The following is a 21,430-nucleotide window of genomic DNA, read 5'->3' as shown; positions in this document are numbered from 1 at the left end:
ACTGCCTGAGCTCAGCGGTGACCGCGCTGGAGGTCGTAGACCAGGTGCACCGCGGCGTCGGCCTGCGCGCGGAGCCGCTCCTGACGCAGGTGCAGGAGAGCGTTCACATCGGCCGACGGACGTGCGCCCCGCTGTCGACGGGGGCGCTGCGCCCGCTGGAACAGCCAGAGGCCGATCCGGAGGGACACGCGGTCCACGACTGAGAGCCGTCGCAGTTCGTCGGGACGGGGGATCTGGAGGACCTCGCGGTCCTCGATATCGGGCGGGTGGGGGATGCTGAGATGCAGCGTGGTGTTCACGGTGTTCCTTCGAAGTGGGGGAGGGATGCCGATGCCGCCTCGGTTGCCAGAGAGGGCCGACGGAGACGGTGCAGACGGATGCCGGCTCTCGGTGCCACGGAGAGTGGGAGCCGAGGGCGGCGGAAGATCCGTGATCCGAATGGGGATCAGAGGATGGCGCGCGGAGGCGACAACAGGAGACGGCCTGCTACAGACCGGAGATCTCGGGTTGCGTCTCTACGAGAGCGCGCTCATGCGGACGCCGGCGGTTACCGAGAACGCAGGGCGCGGCGCGAAGTGCGCGGGCGCGGTGAGGCCAGTGGCCTGTGCGTTGAGCTGAGTGATCATCGGTAACCTCCTTTCGTGTGGCGATCCGCAGGCCACCGTAGCGAACACTCCCAGGCTTCGTCAAGGATTCGACGTGCTTCTCGGCGTGTCGTCGGGGCGTCGAGTTCCGCGGATGCCCGCGCGGGATGAGGGCCGAACCGCGGGATTCCGGTAGCGTAGCGGCGTGATCCTCCCCCGACGAGCGGTGCCCGCATGCATCTGAAGAGCCTGACGCTCAAAGGGTTCAAGTCGTTCGCGCAGCCGACCAGTTTCGTCTTCGAGCCCGGCGTCACCTGCATCGTCGGACCGAACGGCTCCGGCAAGTCGAACGTCGTCGATGCCCTCGCCTGGGTGATGGGTGAGCAGGGGGCCAAGACCCTCCGCGGCGGCAAGATGGAGGACGTCATCTTCGCGGGCACATCGACCCGCGGACCCCTCGGGCGTGCCGAGGTGCAGCTCACGATAGACAACGCCGACGGCGCGCTGCCGATCGAGTACGCCGAGGTGACGATCAGCCGGACCCTCTTCCGCAACGGCTCCAGCGAGTACGCGATCAACGGCGAGGGGTGCCGACTGCTCGATGTGCAGGAGCTGTTGAGCGACTCGGGCCTCGGGCGCGAGATGCACGTGATCGTGGGTCAAGGGCGTCTGGACACCGTGCTGCAGGCCTCGCCGGAGGACCGCCGCGGTTTCATCGAAGAGGCAGCGGGCATCCTCAAGCATCGCCGTCGCAAGGAGAAGACCCTCCGCAAGCTCGACGCGATGGAGACCAACCTCACGCGCCTGAGCGACCTCGCCGGTGAGATCCGGCGCCAGCTCAAGCCGCTCGGACGTCAGGCGGAGATCGCTCGCGAAGCTCAGACCATCGCCGCGGTCGTGCGCGACGCGAAGGCGCGCATCTTCGCCGACGACGTGGTCGCGCTGCGCGCAGCCCTCGCGGATCACACGCGCACCGAGCACGAGCGCCACACCGAGCGACTCGTGCTGACCGATCAGGCCGAGACCGTGCGCGCGAGCATCGCTCGGCTGGAGCAGGATCAGAACTCGGTGGCGGTCGACCAGGCGCGTGGCGTGGCGTTCGGGCTGGAGCAGGTGCAGGAGCGGATGCGCGGTCTGTACACGCTCGCCAATCAACGCCTGGCACTCCTCGGATCGGAGGAGGACGACGCCGCGGTCACCGCCGTCACGGTGACGCAGAGTACGATCGACGAGGCGAAGGACGAGATCAACGTGATCTCCTCGGGTCTCGGCGATGCGCAGGATGCGGCGGCGGCGGCGAGCCGTGAGGTCGTGCACGCGCGCGCCGAGCTCGACACGCTCGACGTCGATATCGCAGAGCAGAGCGCGTTGGTCTCCGAGTACGACATGCGGTTGTCCGCCCTGCGAGGAACGAGCGATGCGGCGGCCTCGGCCCTCGCGGCCGTGCGGGGCGCGGTCCTTCGGCAGGAGAACGCGCTCGAGGCGGCGGACATCCGTCGACGCGAAGCCGCTGAGGCGCTGGAGGCGATCGACGATGCGGAGGCGCCGGAGGGCTCCGCGGCAGAGCACGCCGCGGCCTACGATGCGGCCCAGCGTGCGGCCACGGCAGCGGAGGCCGAGCGTGAGACGCTGCGCGAGCGCCTGCACGCGGCTGAGCGTGAGGTCGATTCCCTGACGGCGAAGGCGGCCGCGCTGAGCAGTGCTTTGGCGCTCTCGGGCGGCGCAGCGGAGATCGTCAAGGCCGGCGGCACAGGAGTGCGCGGCCTCGTCGGCGATGCCGTCCAGGTGAAGGCCGGCTACGAGGCGGCGATCGCAGCCGTGCTCGGTCCGCTCGCCGAGGGCGTGCTGATCGACACCGCCGCAGACGCCTTTGCGCAGGCAGCTGAGGCAGCCGAACAGCGCAGGGGCGTGGTCGACTTCGTCATCGCGGATGCGCGCCGACCGCAGTTGCAGCTTCCGGCGATCGACGGCGTGACTCCCGCTGTCCAGACGGTGACCGCTCCCGACGGCGTGCTCGGTGTGCTGTCGCACGTCCTCATCGCGGATGGGCTCGATTCCGCGCGGGCCGCGCGCGCGGCACTCGACGCCGCCGACGACACGACGATCACGATCGTGACCGTGGGCGGAGACGTGATCACGGCCCAGACCCTCCGCACGGGTTCCGGGGGTGAGCGCTCGCGTCTGGAGCTCACGGCAGAGCGCGATGCCGCAACCGAGCGGTTGGCAGAGATCCAGATCGTGGTCGACTCGCTCCGCGAGGCGCGGGAGGATGCGAACGAGGCCGTCGAGAGCACGCGGCGCCAGGCGAAGGATGCGCTGCGAGCACTTCGTGAGCACGACGCGGCTCTGGCCACGCACGCGGAGCAGGTCAACCGGGTCACGGTACGGCATGAGTCTGCCGTCGCGGAGTGCGAGCGGCTCGAGACGGGACTCGCGCAGGCGCAGGCCGCGGTGGCCGATGCCGAGGCGAAGGCCGAGTCGGCGAAGGCGGCACTGGACGAGGCGATCGCCGCTCCTCGGCCTGTCCTCGATGCGTCCGCCCGGGACGGCCTTCTCGAGGCGCTGGAGCTCGCCCGTGAGGGGGAGGTTCGCGCGCGGCTCGAGATCGAGACGCTCCGCGAGCGGGTGCGCGCGGCGCAGGCACGCGTCACGACGCTCGAGCGCCAGCGTGAGCAGGAGCGTGATGCGGCGGCAGAGGCGGCCCGCAGGGCAGTCGTCCGTCGTGCGCAGCGCGAGGCGGCGACCGGGGTTGCCGACGAGCTTCCGCGCATCCTCGACTCGCTGGATCGCTCGGTCACCGAGGCGCGCGTCGCTCTCGCCGCCGCGGAGGCGGCGCGGTCAGCGCAGAACCAGGAGCTCGTCGGACTCCGGGCACAGGAGACGTCGTTGCGCGAGCGTCTGGCGGGTCTCACCGAGAGCGTGCACGGGCTGGAACTGCAGATCCATGAGAAGAAGCTGCACCTGAACAGCCTGCTCGAGCGCGTGGCATCCGAACTCGCCCTCGACGAAGATATTCTCGTTGCGGAATATGGCCCGGATCAGCTCGTTCCCCGTGATCCGGGTGCGGAGCCCGCTCCGGATGAACTCCTCGACGACACGGCGATCCCGTTCGACCGGCGCATCCAGCAGCGGCGCCTCGCCGAGGCCGAGCGCAAGCTCGCGCAGCTCGGGCGAGTGAACCCGCTCGCGCTGGAGGAGTTCGCGGCGCTCGAGCAGCGTCATGCCTTCCTCACCGAACAGCTGAACGATCTCACGCAGACCCGCCAGGACCTCCTGACGATCATCACGGATCTCGACGAGCGGATGCAGACGATCTTCGCGAGCGCGTTCGAGGACACCAAGGAAGCCTTCGGACAGGTCTTCCCGCTGCTGTTCCCCGGTGGCACCGGCAGCATCTCGCTCACCGATCCCGACAACATGCTGACCACCGGCATCGAGGTCTCGGTGCGCCCCGTCGGCAAGAAGATCGAGCGTCTCTCGCTGCTCTCCGGTGGTGAGCGTTCGCTGGCCGCGGTCGCTCTGCTCGTCGCGATCTTCAAGGCCCGGCCGAGCCCGTTCTACATCCTCGACGAGGTCGAGGCGGCTCTCGACGACGCGAACCTCGGTCGTCTGCTCACGGTGTTCGAGCAGCTGCGGGAGAGTTCGCAGCTCCTGGTCATCACCCACCAGAAGCGCACGATGGAGATCGCGGACGCCCTCTACGGCGTCTCGATGCGCCAGGACGGTGTCTCCGCCGTCGTCGGCCAGCGCGTCGGCGATCGAGCAGCAGCGGCCGTCTGAGCGGATGCGCTCCCGTAGGCTGGACTGATGGCGGAGAAGTCCTGGTCTCTTGGTCGCGCACTGCGCGGCATGTTCGTCAAGCCCACCATCGATGAGACGACCTGGGAGGACCTGGAGACGGCGCTCATCACGGCCGATTTCGGTCCAGACATCAGCGAGCGCATCGTCGATGAACTGCGTGGGAAGGTCGACCGGTACCGCACCACGGACCCCAAGGATCTGCAGCGGATGCTGCGCGAGACGCTCGAGGAGCACTTCGCGAAGTTCGACACGACCTTGAAGCTCACCGAACGTCCCGCGGTCGTGCTGGTCGTCGGCGTCAACGGCGTGGGCAAGACCACGACGATCGGCAAGTTCACCAAGTTCCTTCGCGGTTACCAGCGCAGTGTCGTGGTCGGTGCCGCCGACACGTTCCGTGCCGCCGCGGTCGATCAGCTCGCCACGTGGGCGCAACGCGGGGGAGCGGCCATCGTGCGTCCGCAGCAGGAGGGCCAGGACCCCGCCTCCGTCGCGTTCCAGACCGTCGACTACGCGAAGCGCGAGGGCATCGAGATCGCGATCATCGATACGGCGGGACGCCTGCACACCAAGGGCGGTCTGATGGATGAGCTCTCGAAGATCCGCCGGGTGGTCGAGAAGCAGGCGCCGATCAGCGAGGTGCTTCTCGTGCTCGATGCGACCACCGGGCAGAACGGTGTCATGCAGGCGGAGGCGTTCCTGGAGCATGCCGGCGTCACCGGTCTCGTCCTCACCAAGCTCGACGGCTCCGCGAAGGGCGGGTTCGTGCTGGCCGTGCAGGAGCGCACGGGGATCCCGGTGAAGCTGCTCGGGCAGGGCGAAGGTATCGACGATCTCACCGGTTTCACCCCGCATGTGTTCGTCCAGTCGCTGGTCGGTTGATGACGGGACTACCGCAGTGAGCACGAGGCTGGTTTCATAGCGTTATGGCGATCGAACACGACTACTTCGGACTCCTGTCCTCAGGACCCGACGGCTCGATCTTCTGGTCGGAGACCGTGGAGCTCGGCGACCAGAGCGTCACCGTCGATCTGACCGCGCCTGACCAGGACGACGTCTCCACCGACGCGCTCGACATCGCCGCCTCGCTCATCTCCGGGCTCGAGAACGTCGACGCCACCGCGCGTCGGGGCATGCTGTCGGAGGTCGACGACCGGACCAGCGAGGTGACTGAGTACATCCTGCAGCAGCAGGAGATCTACGGCGACGACCTCCCCGATGTGCTCGTCGATGTGTCCGGCGATGCCGCCGTCGACATCATCCGCTCTCTGCGTCTGATGAGCATGACGATCCTCGCGGATGAGCACGGCGGGTCGGAGCCGTTCGCCGTGCTCGAGTATGCGCTCGACGACAGTTCGACCGACGATGTGCTTCTGGTGAACCTCGGCTCCGACGGCAGCGTGCAGTCGGTCATGAGCGCCGACTGACGCACCACCGCACGGAGCGCTGAGTGCTCCTCAGACGGCCTGGGCGAAGCCGAGATCCGCGCTGTCCGCGATGTGGGCGAGATGCGGCGGGATCTCCCGGCCCTTGGAGATCATCGACTGCGCCCACAGGCGGCCTGCGCGGTACGACGATCGCACCAGCGGCCCGGCGAGCACGCCGAGGAAGCCGATGCGCTCGGCCTCCTCCTTGAACTCCACGAACTCCGCGGGCTTCACCCAGCGTGACACGGGCAGGTGTCGCGGCGACGGGCGCAGGTACTGCGTGATCGTGATGATGTCGCAGCCCGCATCGTGCAGGTCGTTGAGTGCCTGCACGACTTCTTCCGGCTCTTCGCCCATGCCCAGGATGAGGTTCGACTTCGTGATCAGGCCGGCATTCCGCGCCTGCGTCAACACGTCGAGCGACCGCTCGTAGCGGAAGGCCGGGCGGATGCGCTTGAAGATCCGGGGCACCGTCTCGACGTTGTGTGCGAACACCTCAGGGCGGGCATCGAAGATCTGCCCGAGGAACGCCGGATCGGCGTTGTGCTCGTTGGCGAGGAGTTCGACACCGGTGTTCGGGTTGAGTTCATGGATCTTCCGCACCGTCTCCGCGTTGAGCCACGCTCCGGTGTCCGGGAGGTCGTCGCGGGCGACGCTCGTCACGGTCGCGTAGCGGAGGTTCATGCGCACGACGCTCTCGGCCACGCGTCGCGGCTCATCGGTGTCGTATGCATCGGGCTTGCCGGTGTCGATCTGGCAGAAGTCGCATCGTCGGGTGCACTGCGAGCCGCCGATGAGGAACGTCGCCTCCCTGTCCTCCCAGCATTCGTAGATGTTGGGGCAGCCCGCCTCCTGGCAGACGGTGTGCAGGTCCTCGCTCTTCACGAGCGAGTGGAGCGCGGTGTACTCCGGCCCCATCTTCGCCTTCGTCTTGATCCACTCGGGCTTGCGCTCGATCGGCGTCTCGGAGTTCCTGATCTCGAGGCGGAGGAGCTTTCGTCCTTCGGGGGCGGCGGTCATGCGGTGGCTCCTGACAGTTCGGTTCCGGCGTACTCTTCGCGGAATGCCTCGGTGACGGCATCGACCAACTCGACTGGCGAGATCGTCGACCCGATAACTTCGCTCACGGTGGTGACACCGGCGTCGGTGATGCCACAGGGGATGATGCCTCGGAAGCCCGCGAGGGAGTTGTCGCAGTTGATCGCGAAGCCGTGCATGGTCACGCCCTGTTGCACCCGGACGCCGATCGCGGCGACCTTGTCTTCGGAGAGCGGGCGGCGTACCCAGACGCCGCTGCGCCCTTCCACCTGATAGCCGTCGACGCCGAGCGGGCGCAGCACGTCGATGAGCAGGCGTTCGATCCGGCGTACGTGGGCTACGACGTCGATCGGCTCGATGAGACGCACGATCGGGTAGCCCACGAGTTGGCCCGGTCCGTGCCAGGTGATCTTCCCGCCTCTGTCGACGTCGATCACCGGGGTTCCGTCCTGCGGGCGTTCGTGCGCCTCGGTTCGTTTCCCTGCGGTGTACACGGCCTCGTGCTCGAGCAGGATCAGCGTGTCGGGTCTGAGGCCCGCCACGACGTCGGCATGCACGTGCCGTTGCAGGTCCCAACCCTCCGTGTAGGGAACGGGGTCGGGGGAGAACCCCGGGGTGAGGATGTCGAGCATGCTCAGCTCCGCCTTCGCAAGTAGTTGGATTGCGTCTAACAATACGCCCTCCTCGATCGTGCGACGACGACGCGCCGTATCCCGCGCTAGCGTAAAGGCATGAACTCGACCGGCCGCGCAGGGCGCCCGAAGGCCTCCTCGCGGGAGACCCTCGCCGAAGCCGCATGCGAGTTGTTCCTCGAACAGGGCTATGACGCGACCTCTGTCGCCGACATCACCCAGCGCGCCGGGGTGAGTCGATCCAGCTTCTTCAACTACTTCACGTCGAAGAGCGATGTGCTCTGGTCTGGCGTCGATGAACGCATCGGCGAGGCGATCCGTTCTCTCGAAGGACTGGGGAGGACGGCGTCGGGTGACGCGGTTCGAGGGATCCTTCTGGTCGTCGTGCGCGATCTCGAGCCCGACCCGCTTGCGCTCGCCCTGCGCAACGCGGCGGCGATGGGACTGCAGGACGAGCTCGTCCGGGACACGGGTCTGCGGCTGGCTCGACTGTCCGATGCCGTGGCCTCCGCGGCGCGTGCGGCGGGCATCGACGTCATGCGGGCCGACATCCTCGGAGCGGCTCACGCGGCGGCGGTCCTGTCGGCCGTGCGCGTCTGGGCTGAGCAGGGCGCGGGTCGAGGGACTCCGGAGGTCGTGCTGCGTGAGTCGCTCGGCCTGATCCACGACCTCCCGTGGTCCGCGTGACCCGAGCGGACGAAACGGCGTGAGCCGGACAGGTCATGAGTGAAGCCACCCCTGAGGAGGAGCTCATGATCCCTGACCGGCTCGACGCACTGCTCGACGAGTCCGCGCCGCCTGCGCGGACGATCGAGGCGACGGAGCTGCACGCGATGCTCGCCGACGCCCGCGCCGCCGCACATCCGCGGAGGAGCCCGCGGCGCAGGGTCGTGCTCGGCGGCGTGCTGGCGGTCCTCCTCGCGGGCGGCGCGGGAGTGGCGACCGCGTCGTCGGACTGGCTGTGGGGGGGCGGGGTTGGAGAACCCTGACCTCAGCTACACCTACACCTCGCCGACATGGGGACAGTGCGAGCTTCGCTACAGCGGCCTCGATACGCACAATCCGTTCATCCAGGCACACGTCGATCGCGTGATCGACGACTGGTTCGCGAACGCGGATGTCGAAGCCGCGGCGGAGCCGTACGTCGCCGGATACCTGGCGCAGCTCGAGGCTGACCAAGCCGCATCCGGCGACGAGTTCGCAGACCCACGCCTTCCCGACCTCAATGCGTGGACGGCGCACGACCAGGCGCTGTCTCGGGCCCTCGACGACGCGTTGAAGGCGAACGGCATCGACAGCGGTCGCGGCGACCTGGCAGGCGCGGAGGCACACAGTCAGGTGCACTGCGAGGGTGAGGACTGGGGTGGTGGCGAGTGACGCGCCATCCGGAGGATGCCGCGCTCATCGCCGCCTTCGAGGCCAGCGCATCGGATCTGCTGTCGTATCTCACGCGACGTGTCGGTCCGGATGACGCGGGCGATCTTCTCGGAGAATCGATGGTCGTCGCATGGCGGCGGGTGCGCCAGCTCCCGGACGATCCGGAACGGGCACGGATGTGGCTGTTCGGCGTGGCGCGCGGCACCCTTCTCAACCATGCGCGAGGGGAGCGACGTCGCTGGGCGCTGGCTGATCGGCTCCGGGGACGCATCGGAGACGGAGCGTCGAGGATGCCCGCCGATGCCGGCATGGACGTGCGGGATGCGATCACTCGTCTCGATCCCGACCTTGCGGAACTCGTCCGTCTCGTGCACTGGGACGGGTTCTCCCTCGCCGATGCCGCAGAGCTCCTCGGCATCCCCGCATCGACCGTGCGCGGCCGCTATCAGCGGGCGAAGGCGGAACTGCGGGCCGCGCTGAGCACGGAGGTTCCGCTCGCGTAGAATCGACAGCACCATGGCTACCTTTGGCACGCTCTCCGATCGGCTCACCGAGACCTTCCGCAACCTGCGCACGAAGGGAAAGCTCACCGCCGCCGACGTCGACGGCACGGTGCGCGAGATCCGTCGCGCCCTGCTCGACGCCGACGTCGCGCTCGTCGTCGTCAAGGACTTCACGGCGAAGGTCCGCGAACGCGCGCTGGGCGACGAGGTCAACAAGGCGCTCAACCCGGCTCAGCAGGTCGTGCAGATCGTCAACGAGGAGCTCGTGCAGATCCTCGGTGGCGAGCAGCGGCGACTGCAATTCGCGAAGACCGCGCCGACCGTGATCATGCTCGCGGGCCTCCAGGGATCCGGTAAGACCACCTTCGCGGGCAAGCTCGCGAAGCAGCTCGAGGGCGAGGGGCATACGCCGTTGCTCGTCGCGGCCGACCTGCAGCGACCGAATGCGGTGAACCAGCTCCAGGTGGTCGCGGAACAGGCCGGTGCCACGGTCTACGCTCCCGAGCCGGGCAACGGCGTGGGAGACCCGGTCAAGGTCTCGCGCGACGGTGTCGATTTCGCCCGCCGTCAGCAGCACGACGTCGTGATCATCGACACGGCTGGTCGCCTCGGTGTCGACGCCGAGCTCATGAAGCAGGCCGCCGACATCCGCAAGGCCGTGAACCCGGACGAGGTCCTGTTCGTCATCGACGCGATGATCGGTCAGGATGCCGTCAACACAGCGAAGGCGTTCCAGGAGGGCGTCGACTTCACAGGCGTCGTCCTCTCTAAGCTCGATGGCGATGCGCGTGGTGGAGCCGCGCTGTCCGTCGCCTCCGTGACCGGACGCCCGATCATCTTCGCGTCGACCGGCGAGCGTCTCGAAGATCTCGAGCCGTTCCACCCCGACCGCATGGCGAGCCGCATCCTCGACCTCGGCGACATCCTGACCCTCATCGAGCAGGCCCAGCAGGCCTTCGACGAGGAAGAGGCCATGAAGATGGCCGAGAAGCTCGCGACCGAGGCCTTCACGCTCGAGGACTTCCTCGAGCAGCTTCAGCAGATGAAGAAGATGGGCTCGATGAAGAAGATGCTCGGCATGCTGCCGGGCATGGGGCAGATGAAGCAGCAGCTCGACGACTTCGATGAGCGCGAGATCGACCGCACCGAGGCCATCATCCGTTCGATGACTCCGGGGGAGCGGCGCAACCCCAAGGTGCTGAACGGCTCGCGCCGCCTGCGCATCGCGCGGGGTTCGGGCATGACGGTCACCGACGTGAATCAGCTGGTGCAGCGCTTCGAGCAGGCCGCGAAGATGATGAAGACGGTTGCCCGAGGCGGTACGCCGAACATCCCCGGCATGGGCCCTGTGCCCGGCATGGGACGCCCGGGTGCGTCGTCCAAGCGCGGCAAGAAGGGCAAGTCCTCCGGTGGCTCGCGTTCGGGCAACCCCGCGAAGCGCGCCGCGGAGAACGCCGGCATCGCCAAGACGGCGACACCGACGGGGTCCGGTTTCGGGCTCGGCGGTGGTGCGGCCCAGGCTCCGAGCGAGGCCGACCTCGCCGAGATCCAGAGGCTCTTCGGCAAGAGCTGAGTCTCAGCGCGGCGCCGCGAGGGCTGCAGCGGCATCCGATTCGGTCGTCGCAGGTCGTGACGCGCGCAGCGGCCGTGTGATGACCTGCCCGAGGACGAGCGCGCCGATCGCGAGTGCCAGGCCGAGAGCCTGGGTGAGCGTGAACCGCTCGCCGGCGACGAGTACTCCCAACGCGGTGGCGACGAGGGGGGAGAGGAGCGCGAGCAGGCCGGGGGCGATGACTGGCAGCTGCTGTACGCCGCGGAACCAGAGCGTGTAGGCGACGATCCCGCCGACCGTGCCCAGCCAGAGGTATCCGAGCGCGGCGCTCGCGTCGATCTCCGCAGGAACGCCTTCCACGAGGAGGGTCAGGGGGAGAAGCAGCAGTCCGCCTGCGGTGAGCTGCCAGCCGGCGTACGCGACCGGCCCGACACCGCTCGGGCGTCCCCAGCGCTTGGTGAGGATCATGCCGACTCCGGTCGCGGTGACTCCGCCGAGCGCGGCGAGCACGCCCCAGGCGTCGAGCTGTGCGGCCGGGCCGAGGACGACGAGTGCGACACCGCCGGCGCCGATGACAGCGGCAGCAGCAGCCAGTGGTCGGATGCGCTCCTGCAGCACCAGTGCTCCGAGGATCAGCACGATGAGGGGTTGCGCGCCGGCGACGGCGGCGGCGACTCCGCCGGGAAGGCGCTCTGCCGCGAGGAAGAGAAGAGGGAAGAACGCGCCGATGTTCAGTGCACCCAGCACGAACGCTTTGCCCCACCAAGCGCCGCGGGGGAGCCGGCGGCTGATCAACACGGCGAGGAGACCGGCAGGCAGCGAGCGGAGCAGCCCGGCGAACAGGGGATGGCCGGCAGGAAGGAGCTCGGTGGTCACGAGGTACGTGGTACCCCAGGCGATGGGGGCGAGTGCGGTCAGCAGCACCAGAGTGAGGCGGTTCATGCATCCAGCGTGCGACGAGCCGACTCATGAGTCCAACACATAGTTGTCTTCTTAATCATGAGACAGGATCATGGACACATGGACCTCTCTCAACTTCGCTACGTCGTAGAGGTGGCCGACACGTTGAGCTTCACCCGCGCGGCCGAACGGTGCTTCGTCACACAATCCGCGTTGAGCCACCAGATCGGTGCGCTGGAGCGGGAGCTCGGTCAACGGCTGTTCGTACGGTCGAGCCGGAGCGTGCGCTTGAGCGAGGCAGGGGAGGCGTTCGTCCCCCATGCGCGCGCGGCGCTGCGCTCGGCGGAGCAGGCGAAAGAGGATGCCGCCGCGGCGACCGGAACCGTGACCGGCACGCTCCGCATCGGCGTCATCCCGACGCTCACCGCGATCGATCTCCCCGCCGTGCTCGTCGCCTACCGGGCGGCGCACCCGCAGGTCAGGGTCGAACTCACCGTGGGGAACAGCGACACGCTCACGACCTCACTGCGTGCGGGGACGCTCGATATCGCCCTTCTGGGTCTTCGCGAAGGTACGGCACCGGAGGGAGTAGCCTCGCGCGCTCTGTCTCGGGATCGACTCGTGGCGGTGTTCTCCCGCGAGCACCCACTGGCAGGAACCGCAGCTGTTGGGCTCGAAGACCTTGCGACGCTGACGTTCGCAGACTTCCCGGCGAACACCTCGGGACGTGCGCAGAGCGATGCTGCCTTCTCCGCTGCCGGTCTGACGCGAGACGTGGCGTTCGAAGCGGACTCGGCGACGGTGATTCTCGACCTCGTCACTGCCGGCCTCGCCGTGACGCTGCTCGCACCGGGAACGGTCGCCCGTTCTGCGTTCGATGTCGCCACGGCTGAGGTGCGCGACGGTCCGGCACGTGTCGAGTACGTCGCGTGGGATCTCGCCGCCCCGCGCAGCGTCGCCACGGCGTTCCTCACCGTTCTGACGACTCACGTGCCGGGCATGCGAAAGCGGGCCCGGAGATGAACTCCGGACCCGCTTCTCTGTGGTGTCAGATCACTTCACGTCGTCGTCGACCCAGTCCATCGACTTCGTGACAGCCTTGCGCCACAGCCGCAGCTGGCGATCGCGCTCGCTCTCGTCCATCGACGGCTCCCAGCGCTTGTCCTCCTGCCAGTTCGCGGAGAGGTCGTCGAGACCGCTCCAGAACCCGACTGCAAGACCCGCAGCGTAGGCGGCACCGAGCGCCGTGGTCTCCGCGACGACGGGACGCACGACGGGGACGCCGAGGACGTCGGCCTGGAACTGCATGAGCGCGTCGTTGGCGACCATGCCGCCGTCGACCTTGAGCTCGGTGAGGTCCACTCCGGCGTCCGCGTTGACCGCATCGAGCACGTCGCGGGTCTGGAAGGCCACGGCCTCCAGGGCGGCGCGGGCGATGTGGTTCTTGTTCGCGTACCGGGTCAGGCCCACGATCGCTCCGCGTGCATCCGGCCGCCAGTACGGCGCGAACAGGCCCGAGAACGCGGGGACGATGTACACACCGCCGTTGTCCTCGACCTGCTCGGCGAGCTTCTCGACCTCGGGGGCCGAGGAGATGATGCCGAGCTGGTCGCGCAGCCACTGGATCAGCGATCCCGTGACGGCGATCGACCCTTCCAGGGCGTAGTGCGTGGGGCCGTCGCCGAGCTTGTACCCGACGGTGGTGAGCAGCCCGTTCTTGGAGTGGACGATCTCCTCGCCCGTGTTGAAGATCAGGAAGCAGCCCGTCCCGTACGTGTTCTTGCTCTCGCCGGTCTGGAACGCGGCCTGACCGAACGTCGCGGCCTGCTGGTCGCCGAGGATGCCCGCGATCGGCGTCTCACGCAGCAGAGAGGAGCTCTCCGCCGTGCCGTACACCTCGGAGGACGAGCGGATCTCCGGCATCATCGAGCGCGGCACACCGAACGCCTCGAGGATGTCGTCGCGCCACTCCAGCGTCTCCAGGTCCATGAACATCGTGCGGGAGGCGTTCGTGACATCCGTCGCGTGCACGCCGCCGTCCGCGCCGCCCGTGAGGTTCCAGAGCACCCAGCAGTCGGTGGTGCCGAAGAGCAGGTCTCCCGCTTCCGCCTTCTCGCGGGCGCCTTCGACGTTCTCCAGGATCCAGGCGATCTTCGTGCCGGAGAAGTAGGTCGCCAGGGGAAGTCCGACGACCGGCTTGAACCGCTCGACGCCGCCGTCGGCGGCCAGACGGTCGACGATCTCCTGCGTGCGCGTGTCCTGCCAGACGATCGCGTTGTAGACCGGATTCCCGGTCTTCTTGTCCCACACCACCGCGGTCTCGCGCTGGTTGGTGATGCCGACGGCCGCGATGTCGTGACGCGTCAGATCGGCGCGACCGAGCGCCAGACCGATGACCTCCTGGACGTTGCGCCAGATCTCGGCCGCGTCGTGCTCGACCCAGCCGGCCTTCGGGAGGATCTGCGCGTGCTCCTTCTGCCCGGTCGCGACGATGCTGCCCTTCTTGTCGAAGATGATCGCGCGGCTCGATGTCGTGCCCTGGTCGATGGCGATGATGTAGTCAGCCATGTGTGCTCTCCTTTGAATTCCAGTGCGGATGGGATGCGCGTCAGCCGGCGAGGCCGAGCAGCACGGGTGCGGCCAGGGCGGCGATCACGCCACCGATGAGGGGACCGACGACGGGAACCCACGAGTAGGACCAGTCGCTGGATCCCTTGCCCTTGATCGGCAGGATCGCGTGAGCGATGCGGGGGCCGAGGTCACGGGCGGGGTTGATGGCGTAACCGGTCGGTCCACCGAGCGAGGCGCCGATACCGACAACCAGCAGTGCCACGGGAAGGGCAGTGAGCGGGCCGAGGCCTCCGGGGGTGCCGACGTTGATGTCGCCGTAGTCCGCGAATCCGAAGATGACGAACACGAGCACGAACGTTCCGACGATCTCCGTCACGAGGTTCCACCCGTAGGAGCGGATCGCGGGACCGGTGGAGAAGACGCCCAGCTTGTTGGCGGGCTCCGGCTCCTCGTCGAAGTGCTGCTTGTAGGCGAGCCAGACGACGATCGCACCGATGATCGCTCCGAGGAGCTCCCCGGCCGTGGCCATCAGGAACATCGTGAAGCTGATCTTGCCGGCGACCAGGAGACCGATTCCGACGGCGGGGTTGAGGATCGCACCGGAGTATGCGGAGACGATGACACCGGCGAAGACCGCGAGGCCCCACCCCCAGTTGACCATCAGGAAGCCGCCGCCGAAGCCCTTGTTCTTCGCCAGGGCGACGTTCGCGACCACACCACATCCGAGCAGCACCAGCATCGCTGTGCCGACGAGCTCGGAGAGGAAGTAAAGACCGAGATTGACGTCAGTCATGTCTTCATTGACCTTTCTTCTGTGTCAGGGCCCCTCTGCCCTGACACGTTTTGGGAGATACGCCGCGAGGAGGGCGACGGTCGGAGCTCCCGTCAGCCGCGGGTGCGGGACGGGATATCGAGTCCATGTCTTTCGTTCAGGAGCACGCGTGTCTGCTCGAGCTCGGCGTCGTGACGCGCGCGGTCCCATCCGAGAAGCGGAGCGAGCGCATCCGCGATCTCGTCGAGGACCTCGGCATTCGCGCCGCCCGTGAAGGCGATGCTGGTACGGCGGAGGACCACGTCCTCGAGCCGGGTCACCAGCTCGTTGTTCACCATCCACTCGAGCTCACGGGTGGAGAGGTCACCGTCGGCGAGCGGTGCATCGCTGCCCTGCTCGACGTATTCCCACACCTCGGCGGCACGCGTTCCGTACCGGGTGAGCAGATGGTCGGCGCGCACGCCGGCTCCGGGAAGGTTCTCCTGGATCCAGATGCGCTTGGCCTTCTCGGTGCGCGGGAATTCCCGTCCGCCGCCGATCGCGCGTCCTGCCGTGGACACCGTCCGCGTGCGATCGATCAGGCCGAGGACCACGTCGGAGAGAGTCTCGCCGAGCGCGCGGAACGTCGTCCACTTGCCGCCCACGAGGCTCACGAGGGGAACCTGTCCTTCGTCGTCGACCTCGATGCGGTAGTCGCGGGAGACGAAGCCGGGCGCCGTGTCCTCATGGCGTGGCAGCGGGCGGATTCCGGAGAACTTGTAGACGATCTGCTCGCGCGAGACGGGGATGGTCGGGAACACGTGGTGGATCAGGTCGAAGAAGTAGTCGACCTCTTCCTCGGTGCACACGGGCACCTCGCGCGGGTCGGCGTCGATGTCGGTGGTCCCCACCAGCACCCGGCCCTTGAGCGGGTAGATGAGCACGATGCGGCCGTCGGAGTGCTCGAAGAAGATCTCACGCCCGCGTGTGGCCTCGAGGAGCTCGGGGTGGTCGAGCACGATGTGCGAGCCCTTGGTGCCGCCCATGAAGCGGCTGTCGAGGCCGAGCGCGTCGTTCGTCAGGTCGGTCCACGGGCCGGAGGTGTTCACGACGACGTCAGCCTTCACCGAGAACTCCGTGCCGCTCTCGCGGTCTCGCAGCAGCACCTGGTCCCCGTCGCGACCGATGGCCTCGACGTAGTTGAGTGCGTGAGCGCCGGGGTGTGCGGCGCGGCCGTCCTGGAGCACGTCGAGTGCGAGCCGCTCCGGATCGTGCATCGAGGCGTCGTAATACGTCGCCGTGTACTTGATGTTCTTGTCGAGCGACGGGAGTTCCGCGAGTGACTTCTTGCGTCCGAGGAAACGGTGGCGCGGAACGGTGCCGCCATCGCGCGAGAAGGTGTCGTAGATCGTGAGCCCGACCTTGATGAGAAACGCTCCGCGCTCCTGCGGCTTGCCGCTCTTGTGCGTGAGAAAGCGGAGGGGAGCGGAGAGGATGCCCGAGAACGTCGAGTAGATCGGGATCGTGGTCTGCAGCGGCTTGACGTAGTGCGGCGCGATCTTGAGGAGGCCGTTGCGTTCCTCCACGGACTCGCGCACCAGGCGGAACTCACCGTTCTCGAGGTAGCGGATACCACCGTGGATCATGTGGCTCGACGCGGACGATGCGCCGGAGGCGAAGTCCCCGCGCTCCACGAGCACGACGTCGACGCCCTGCAGTGCCAGGTCCCGGAACGTGGAGATGCCGTTGATCCCACCGCCGATGACGAGGACGCTCGTGCGTCCTGATTCGCGGACGGCGCGGACCTCCGCGCGCTCCGCGGACGAGTGTGTCGAATCGATCATCGTCGATCCTCTCTTCCTTGCTTGCACCCAGCATCGACCTGCGCGACAGGCGCGCGCAAGCCCACTGCACATATGTGCAAGGATCGAGGGCGAGGAGGAAGCCATGGTCGCTCCCGGAGCGCAATCCCGCGACAGCAAGCTGATCGCGGCGCTCACCGCCGCGCAGCTCTACTACATGCAGGACAAGACGATGGAGGTCATCGCGCAAGAGCTGCACACCTCGCGGTCGTCGGTATCCCGCCTGCTGAGCTTCGCGAGAGAGAGCGGGCTCGTCGACATCCGGATCAACTCGCCGCTCGAACGACTCGGCATGCTCGAACAGCGCATCCGCGACCGTCATCGTGTGGCGGCACATGTCGTCCCGATGCCGGAGATCCTCAGCGAAGTCGAGCGACTGGAGCGGGTGGCGCTCACCGCTGGGCGGCTGCTCTCGCAGTTCGTGGACTCGAACATGATCATCGGTGTCGCCTGGGGCTCGACCATCAGCGCGGTCAGCCGTGGTCTCACCCAGAAGGAGACGCACAACACGACTTTCGTGCAGCTCAACGGCGCGGGGAACACCCAGACGACGGGGGTCGAGTACTCGAGCGACATCCTGCAGCGCTTCGGCAGCGCATTCGGCGCCCAGGTGCAGCAGTTCCCCGTGCCCGCGTTCTTCGACGATCCGGCGACGCGCGAGGCCATGTGGCGCGAACGCAGCACCCGGCGCGTGCTCGACCTGCAGGCGAAGATGGATGTGGCCGTGTTCAGCCTGGGTTCTCCCGCTGCCGAGGTTCCCAGCCGTGTCTATGTCGGCGGCTACCTCGGGCGCGATGACTATCGCAGTCTGCGCGAGGACCAGGCGATCGGCGATGTGGCGACCGTGTTCTTCCGTGCGGACGGGTCGTGGCGGGACATCCGTGTGAATGCCAGGGCGACAGGCCCGGGTCTCGATCGGCTGCGCCGAGTTCCCCGTCGCATCTGCGTGGTGTCCGGTATCCCGAAGCTCGTGAGCCTGCGGGCTGCGCTGGCGGCCGGCCTCGTCACCGACGTGGTGCTGGACGAGGGACTCGCCAGGCGTCTGATCGAGGACTGAGATCCGGCAGCTGTTAGAGCTCCTCCGTCGACGCCTCCGGACCCGACCGGAACTCGCGGATCAGATGCTGCACCACGGCAGTCAGATCTCCTCCTGCGGCGTCTGCGACCGCGAGCTGACGCGCGTAGCTGGCGCCGCCGTCGAGGATCGTCGTGATTCCGCCGAACTCGCGCACGCACCCCAGTTCCACCGCGATCGGTGCGAGCAGCTCGATCGTCTCCGCGAGGTGTTCCCGCACCGGCCGCTGCGTGCCGTCCGCGTCGACGATCACCCGTGCATCCAACCCGTAGCGCGCCGCCCGCCATTTGTTCTCGCGATGGAACCACGCGGGGAGATCGGGAAGTGCTCGGCCTTCGTCGAGCTGTCGCGAGAAGTGCTCGACGAGCACCTGCACGAGCGCGGCGACGGATGCCAGCTCGGGCAGCGTCGACAGGCCATCGCAGGCGCGGATCTCGATGGTGCCCCAGCGAGGAGCGGGACGGATGTCCCAGCGCACCTCGGTCGCATCCGCCATCACCCCCGTGCGCACCATGTCGTCGAGGTAGGACTCGTACTGCGACCAGTCGTGAAGGGGCCACGGGAGTCCGGCCGTGGGGAGCTGCTGGAACACCAGTGCCCGGTTGGACGCGTACCCCGTGCGCTCTCCCGCCCAGAACGGACTCGACGCGGCAAGCGACTGCAGATGGGGAAGGTATCCCGCGAGCGCATTGATGATGGGGAAGACCTTGCGGTGGTCCTCGACCCCGATGTGCACATGGATGCCCCAGATCATCATGTTGCGGCCCCACCACTGGGTGCGCTCGATCAGCGTGTGGTAGCGGGACTTGTCCGTGACCTGCTGGTCGTACCACTGGGCGAACGGGTGGCTTCCTGCCGAGAGCAATTCGATTCCGGCGGGGTCGGTGGCGGAGCGTACGGCGGTGATCGCGTTGGCGATGTCATCGACCGCGTGGGCCACGGAGTCGCCGATGCCGCTCGTGACCTCGATCGTGTTCGTGAGGAGCTCGCCGGTGACGGTGTGGCGCTCCTCGGCGCTCTCGGCCTCGAGTGCGGACAGCAGCTCGGGGGCGCGTCCGACGAGGTCACCACTCACGGGATCCGCGAGCATGATCTCCCATTCCAGACCTACGGTGGAGCGGGCGGATGAGGCGAACTCGAGCTTCACCCGCACAGTCTGGCACGCAGTGCGCGCGACACGACAACCGTGGTTTCCCCACGTTTCGCGCCGGGCGCGTGCATCTGGCAGAATAGAGGGTCGGACCACCTGCTCGACCCTCTATCCGGCAGGTGTCCACACTCATTTGAGCTTCCGCCGGGTGTGCACCCCACTCTCCAGGCGACCGGTTCGTTTCCTTCCACACAATTCAGGAGAATCGTGGCTGTCAAGATTCGTCTCAAGCGCCTGGGCAAGATCCGTGCGCCGTACTACCGCATCGTCGTTGCTGACTCGAAGACCAAGCGTGATGGTCGCGTGATCGAAGAGATCGGCAAGTACCACCCCACCGAGGAGCCCTCGTTCATCGAGGTCAACTCCGAGCGTGCTCAGTACTGGCTCTCCGTCGGCGCGCAGCCGACCGAGCAGGTCGCCGCCATCCTCAAGATCACGGGTGACTGGGGCAAGTTCAAGGGCGACAAGGACGCGAAGTCCACCCTCAAGGTCGCAGAGCCGAAGGCTCCGTTCGAGATCGACGCGTCCAAGAAGTCGGTCGTCAAGCCCAAGGTCGAGAAGAAGGTGGAGGCTCCCGCTGAGGAGGCTCCCGCCGCTGCCGACGCGGAGGCCGCTGAGGCCCCCGCCGCCGACGCAGAGTAATTCGTCGTGCTCGCCGCCGCGCTCGAACACATCGTCAAGGGGATCGTCGATCACCCCGAGGATGTCCGCATCAACGAATCCACGTCGCCTCGGGGCGATCTTCTCGAGGTGCGCGTGCACCCGGATGACCGTGGACGCGTGATCGGGCGCGGCGGCCGCACCGCGAAGGCCCTTCGCACACTCGTCAGCGCTCTCGCTGACGGGCGTCGGGTCCGCGTCGATGTCGCGGACGACTGACGTGGTGTCGAAGGACCGCAATCAGGGCAAGAACCAGCTTCGAGTCGGACGCCTCGTCAAGGCGCACGGTCTCAAGGGTGGACTCAAGCTCGAGTTGTACACAGACAACCCCGAGGGCCGTTTCGTCCGCGGTGCCGTCTTCACGTTGCAGGTGCCTGAGGCATCTCCGTGGCATGGCAAGGAGATCGCGGTCCGCGAGTACCGCGTGATGAACGGCAACCCTGTCGTCTTCTTCGAGGACGTCGAGGACCGAGACGGTGCCGACAGCCTCGTGAAGGCGATCCTCTGGATCGACCAGAACGTCGATGAGGTCGAGGACGACGCCTGGTTCGACCACCAGCTCGTCGGTCTCGATGTCGTCCGCGACGATGCCGTGGTCGGCCGGGTCGTGCGAGTCGAGCATTTCCCGGCGCAGGACCTGCTGATCGTCAAGTCAGGCGATCGTGAAGTGATGGTGCCGTTCGTCTCGGCGATCGTCCCCACGGTCGACGTCGCTGCCGGACGACTCATCGTGACGCCGCCGCCCGGGCTCTTCGAAGAGCTCCCGGACGCGGTCTCCGGGGCCTCCTCGGACTCGAACGCCGACGCGTCCGAGTGACCGCTGATACGGTTCCTCCGTGCGCATCGACGTCCTCTCCATCTTCCCGTCGTACTTCGACGGTCTGACCCTCTCTCTCCTCGGAAAGGCGCAGGAGGCGGGCATCCTCGACCTTCGGGTCCGTGACCTGCGCGACTGGGCCTTCGACCGGCACCACAAGGTCGACGACACGCCATTCGGCGGGGGTGCGGGCATGGTCATGAAGCCCGAGCCATGGGCGCTTGCTCTCGACGAGATCGCCGCCGGGCCGGAGGGCACCTCGCGTCCGACCATCATCTTCCCGTCGCCGGCGGGAGAGGTCTTCACCCAGACGACAGCGCGGGATCTGGCGACCAGGGAGCACCTGGTCTTCGGCTGCGGGCGCTATGAGGGCATCGACGAACGCGTCTTCGAGTACGCCGGCGAGCTCGGCGAAGTGCGACTGATCAGCCTCGGCGACTACGTCCTCAACGGGGGAGAGGTCGCGACCATGGCGATGATCGAGGCCATCGGCCGTCTCATTCCCGGAGTCGTCGGCAACCCCGAGAGCCTGGTCGAGGAGTCTCACGAGGACGGCCTCCTCGAATACCCGTCCTACACGAAGCCGGCATCCTGGCGTGATCGTCCCGTCCCGGACGTCCTGCTGAGCGGCAACCACGGTGCGATCGCCGCGTGGCGTCGTGAGCAGCAGATCGAACGTACACGGCTGCGCCGTCCGGACCTGCTCGCTGCGGACGATCACCACCAGTCCTGA

22 protein-coding genes are annotated in these 21,430 nt (G+C 67.6%); 14 read left to right on the top strand and 8 right to left on the bottom strand.

Features of this window, described 5'->3' with window-relative positions; translation table 11 throughout:
• Nucleotides 1-11: 11 nt before the first annotated feature.
• Nucleotides 12-299 carry a hypothetical protein gene (locus WFM69_RS07405; protein WP_337003201.1) on the bottom strand — a complete coding sequence of 96 codons (288 nt, stop codon included), beginning with the start codon at nt 297-299 and terminating at the stop codon, nt 12-14.
• Nucleotides 300-818: 519 nt separating this feature from the next.
• On the opposite strand from WFM69_RS07405, the gene smc reads away from it, so the two are divergent.
• The 3 genes from smc to WFM69_RS07390 are packed head-to-tail and all read left to right on the top strand — an operon-like array spanning nt 819 to nt 5,809.
• Complete coding sequence (gene smc / locus WFM69_RS07400; RefSeq protein WP_337003199.1) at nt 819-4,364, top strand: chromosome segregation protein SMC; 3,546 nt, start codon at nt 819-821, stop codon at nt 4,362-4,364.
• A 27-nt stretch (nt 4,365-4,391) separates the two neighbouring features.
• Nucleotides 4,392-5,264, top strand: a complete 873-nt coding sequence (gene ftsY, locus WFM69_RS07395) for a signal recognition particle-docking protein FtsY (RefSeq protein WP_337003197.1) — start codon at nt 4,392-4,394, stop codon at nt 5,262-5,264.
• 44 nt (nt 5,265-5,308) lie between these two features.
• Complete coding sequence (locus WFM69_RS07390) at nt 5,309-5,809, top strand: DUF2004 domain-containing protein (protein ID WP_337003195.1); 501 nt, start codon at nt 5,309-5,311, stop codon at nt 5,807-5,809.
• Nucleotides 5,810-5,839: 30 nt separating this feature from the next.
• Here the strand turns inward: WFM69_RS07390 and lipA are convergent, their stop codons facing one another.
• Entirely contained in the window at nt 5,840-6,829 is a 990-nt protein-coding gene (lipA, locus tag WFM69_RS07385) for a lipoyl synthase (protein WP_337003193.1), read from the bottom strand.
• A complete protein-coding gene (gene lipB, locus WFM69_RS07380) occupies nt 6,826-7,479 on the bottom strand; it encodes a lipoyl(octanoyl) transferase LipB (protein WP_337003191.1) in 654 nt (217 codons plus the stop codon). The genes lipA and lipB overlap by 4 nt, the downstream gene beginning before the upstream one ends.
• A gap of 99 nt (nt 7,480-7,578) precedes the next feature.
• Between lipB and WFM69_RS07375 the strand changes: the two genes are divergently transcribed.
• From WFM69_RS07375 to ffh, 5 genes are read left to right on the top strand one after another with little or no spacing between them, the layout of a single operon-like run.
• Nucleotides 7,579-8,166: a TetR/AcrR family transcriptional regulator gene (locus WFM69_RS07375; protein WP_337003189.1), complete on the top strand. Its 588-nt coding sequence runs from the start codon at nt 7,579-7,581 to the stop codon at nt 8,164-8,166.
• 35 nt (nt 8,167-8,201) lie between these two features.
• Complete coding sequence (locus WFM69_RS07370; protein WP_337003187.1) at nt 8,202-8,468, top strand: hypothetical protein; 267 nt, start codon at nt 8,202-8,204, stop codon at nt 8,466-8,468.
• Nucleotides 8,455-8,856, top strand: a complete 402-nt coding sequence (locus WFM69_RS07365) for a hypothetical protein (protein WP_337003185.1) — start codon at nt 8,455-8,457, stop codon at nt 8,854-8,856. Before WFM69_RS07370 ends, WFM69_RS07365 begins: the two co-directional genes overlap by 14 nt.
• Nucleotides 8,853-9,359, top strand: coding sequence for an RNA polymerase sigma factor (locus tag WFM69_RS07360; protein ID WP_337003183.1), 507 nt, complete (start codon nt 8,853-8,855; stop codon nt 9,357-9,359). Before WFM69_RS07365 ends, WFM69_RS07360 begins: the two co-directional genes overlap by 4 nt.
• Nucleotides 9,360-9,372: 13 nt before the next feature.
• A complete protein-coding gene (gene ffh / locus WFM69_RS07355) occupies nt 9,373-10,932 on the top strand; it encodes a signal recognition particle protein (protein WP_337003181.1) in 1,560 nt (519 codons plus the stop codon).
• 3 nt (nt 10,933-10,935) lie between these two features.
• Here the strand turns inward: ffh and WFM69_RS07350 are convergent, their stop codons facing one another.
• Complete coding sequence (locus tag WFM69_RS07350) at nt 10,936-11,853, bottom strand: EamA family transporter (RefSeq protein ID WP_337003179.1); 918 nt, start codon at nt 11,851-11,853, stop codon at nt 10,936-10,938.
• Between the two features lie 78 nt (nt 11,854-11,931).
• Here WFM69_RS07350 and WFM69_RS07345 point away from each other — a divergent pair, with 78 nt between their 5' ends.
• Nucleotides 11,932-12,834 carry a LysR family transcriptional regulator gene (locus tag WFM69_RS07345; RefSeq protein WP_337003177.1) on the top strand — a complete coding sequence of 301 codons (903 nt, stop codon included), beginning with the start codon at nt 11,932-11,934 and terminating at the stop codon, nt 12,832-12,834.
• Between the two features lie 30 nt (nt 12,835-12,864).
• On the opposite strand, the gene glpK is transcribed toward WFM69_RS07345, so the two are convergent.
• The 3 genes from glpK to WFM69_RS07330 all read right to left on the bottom strand — a co-directional run bounded on the left by glpK (nt 12,865) and on the right by WFM69_RS07330 (nt 16,977).
• Nucleotides 12,865-14,379, bottom strand: coding sequence for a glycerol kinase GlpK (glpK, locus tag WFM69_RS07340; protein WP_337003175.1), 1,515 nt, complete (start codon nt 14,377-14,379; stop codon nt 12,865-12,867).
• Nucleotides 14,380-14,419: 40 nt separating this feature from the next.
• Nucleotides 14,420-15,175: an MIP/aquaporin family protein gene (locus WFM69_RS07335; protein WP_337003173.1), complete on the bottom strand. Its 756-nt coding sequence runs from the start codon at nt 15,173-15,175 to the stop codon at nt 14,420-14,422.
• A 92-nt stretch (nt 15,176-15,267) separates the two neighbouring features.
• Complete coding sequence (locus tag WFM69_RS07330; RefSeq protein WP_337003171.1) at nt 15,268-16,977, bottom strand: glycerol-3-phosphate dehydrogenase/oxidase; 1,710 nt, start codon at nt 16,975-16,977, stop codon at nt 15,268-15,270.
• A gap of 103 nt (nt 16,978-17,080) precedes the next feature.
• On the opposite strand from WFM69_RS07330, the gene WFM69_RS07325 reads away from it, so the two are divergent.
• The gene (locus WFM69_RS07325; RefSeq protein ID WP_337003169.1) at nt 17,081-18,052 is read left to right on the top strand and encodes a sugar-binding transcriptional regulator; all 972 of its coding nucleotides are present in this window, start codon (nt 17,081-17,083) and stop codon (nt 18,050-18,052) included.
• A 13-nt stretch (nt 18,053-18,065) separates the two neighbouring features.
• On the opposite strand, the gene WFM69_RS07320 is transcribed toward WFM69_RS07325, so the two are convergent.
• Nucleotides 18,066-19,217, bottom strand: coding sequence for a glutamate--cysteine ligase (locus tag WFM69_RS07320; RefSeq protein WP_337003167.1), 1,152 nt, complete (start codon nt 19,215-19,217; stop codon nt 18,066-18,068).
• A 210-nt stretch (nt 19,218-19,427) separates the two neighbouring features.
• Here WFM69_RS07320 and rpsP point away from each other — a divergent pair, with 210 nt between their 5' ends.
• From rpsP to trmD, 4 genes are read left to right on the top strand one after another with little or no spacing between them, the layout of a single operon-like run.
• Entirely contained in the window at nt 19,428-19,862 is a 435-nt protein-coding gene (gene rpsP / locus WFM69_RS07315) for a 30S ribosomal protein S16 (RefSeq protein WP_337003165.1), read from the top strand.
• Nucleotides 19,863-19,868: 6 nt separating this feature from the next.
• Nucleotides 19,869-20,099, top strand: a complete 231-nt coding sequence (locus tag WFM69_RS07310) for an RNA-binding protein (protein WP_017830729.1) — start codon at nt 19,869-19,871, stop codon at nt 20,097-20,099.
• On the top strand, nt 20,083-20,697 hold the full coding sequence (gene rimM / locus WFM69_RS07305; protein ID WP_337003163.1) for a ribosome maturation factor RimM: 615 nt from the start codon (nt 20,083-20,085) through the stop codon (nt 20,695-20,697). The genes WFM69_RS07310 and rimM overlap by 17 nt, the downstream gene beginning before the upstream one ends.
• Nucleotides 20,698-20,716: 19 nt before the next feature.
• Complete coding sequence (gene trmD / locus WFM69_RS07300) at nt 20,717-21,430, top strand: tRNA (guanosine(37)-N1)-methyltransferase TrmD (RefSeq protein WP_337003161.1); 714 nt, start codon at nt 20,717-20,719, stop codon at nt 21,428-21,430.

This window comes from Microbacterium sp. LB12, assembly GCF_037150835.1.
Taxonomy (GTDB): domain Bacteria; phylum Actinomycetota; class Actinomycetes; order Actinomycetales; family Microbacteriaceae; genus Microbacterium.
The sequence above is the reverse complement of the archived record's forward strand: the minus strand, read 5'-3'. Positions and strand labels throughout refer to the sequence as shown.

Coding starts and splice junctions, on each gene's coding strand:
- lipA (WP_337003193.1), bottom strand. CDS start 6,829: ATGACCGCCGCCCCCGAAGGACGAAAGCTCCTCCGCCTCGAGATCAGG.
- WFM69_RS07335 (WP_337003173.1), bottom strand. CDS start 15,175: ATGACTGACGTCAATCTCGGTCTTTACTTCCTCTCCGAGCTCGTCGGC.
- WFM69_RS07330 (WP_337003171.1), bottom strand. CDS start 16,977: ATGATCGATTCGACACACTCGTCCGCGGAGCGCGCGGAGGTCCGCGCC.
- glpK (WP_337003175.1), bottom strand. CDS start 14,379: ATGGCTGACTACATCATCGCCATCGACCAGGGCACGACATCGAGCCGC.
- ffh (WP_337003181.1), top strand. CDS start 9,373: ATGGCTACCTTTGGCACGCTCTCCGATCGGCTCACCGAGACCTTCCGC.
- rimM (WP_337003163.1), top strand. CDS start 20,083: ATGTCGCGGACGACTGACGTGGTGTCGAAGGACCGCAATCAGGGCAAG.
- WFM69_RS07375 (WP_337003189.1), top strand. CDS start 7,579: ATGAACTCGACCGGCCGCGCAGGGCGCCCGAAGGCCTCCTCGCGGGAG.
- WFM69_RS07325 (WP_337003169.1), top strand. CDS start 17,081: ATGGTCGCTCCCGGAGCGCAATCCCGCGACAGCAAGCTGATCGCGGCG.
- WFM69_RS07370 (WP_337003187.1), top strand. CDS start 8,202: ATGAGTGAAGCCACCCCTGAGGAGGAGCTCATGATCCCTGACCGGCTC.
- smc (WP_337003199.1), top strand. CDS start 819: ATGCATCTGAAGAGCCTGACGCTCAAAGGGTTCAAGTCGTTCGCGCAG.
- WFM69_RS07390 (WP_337003195.1), top strand. CDS start 5,309: ATGGCGATCGAACACGACTACTTCGGACTCCTGTCCTCAGGACCCGAC.
- ftsY (WP_337003197.1), top strand. CDS start 4,392: ATGGCGGAGAAGTCCTGGTCTCTTGGTCGCGCACTGCGCGGCATGTTC.
- WFM69_RS07350 (WP_337003179.1), bottom strand. CDS start 11,853: ATGAACCGCCTCACTCTGGTGCTGCTGACCGCACTCGCCCCCATCGCC.
- lipB (WP_337003191.1), bottom strand. CDS start 7,479: ATGCTCGACATCCTCACCCCGGGGTTCTCCCCCGACCCCGTTCCCTAC.
- WFM69_RS07345 (WP_337003177.1), top strand. CDS start 11,932: ATGGACCTCTCTCAACTTCGCTACGTCGTAGAGGTGGCCGACACGTTG.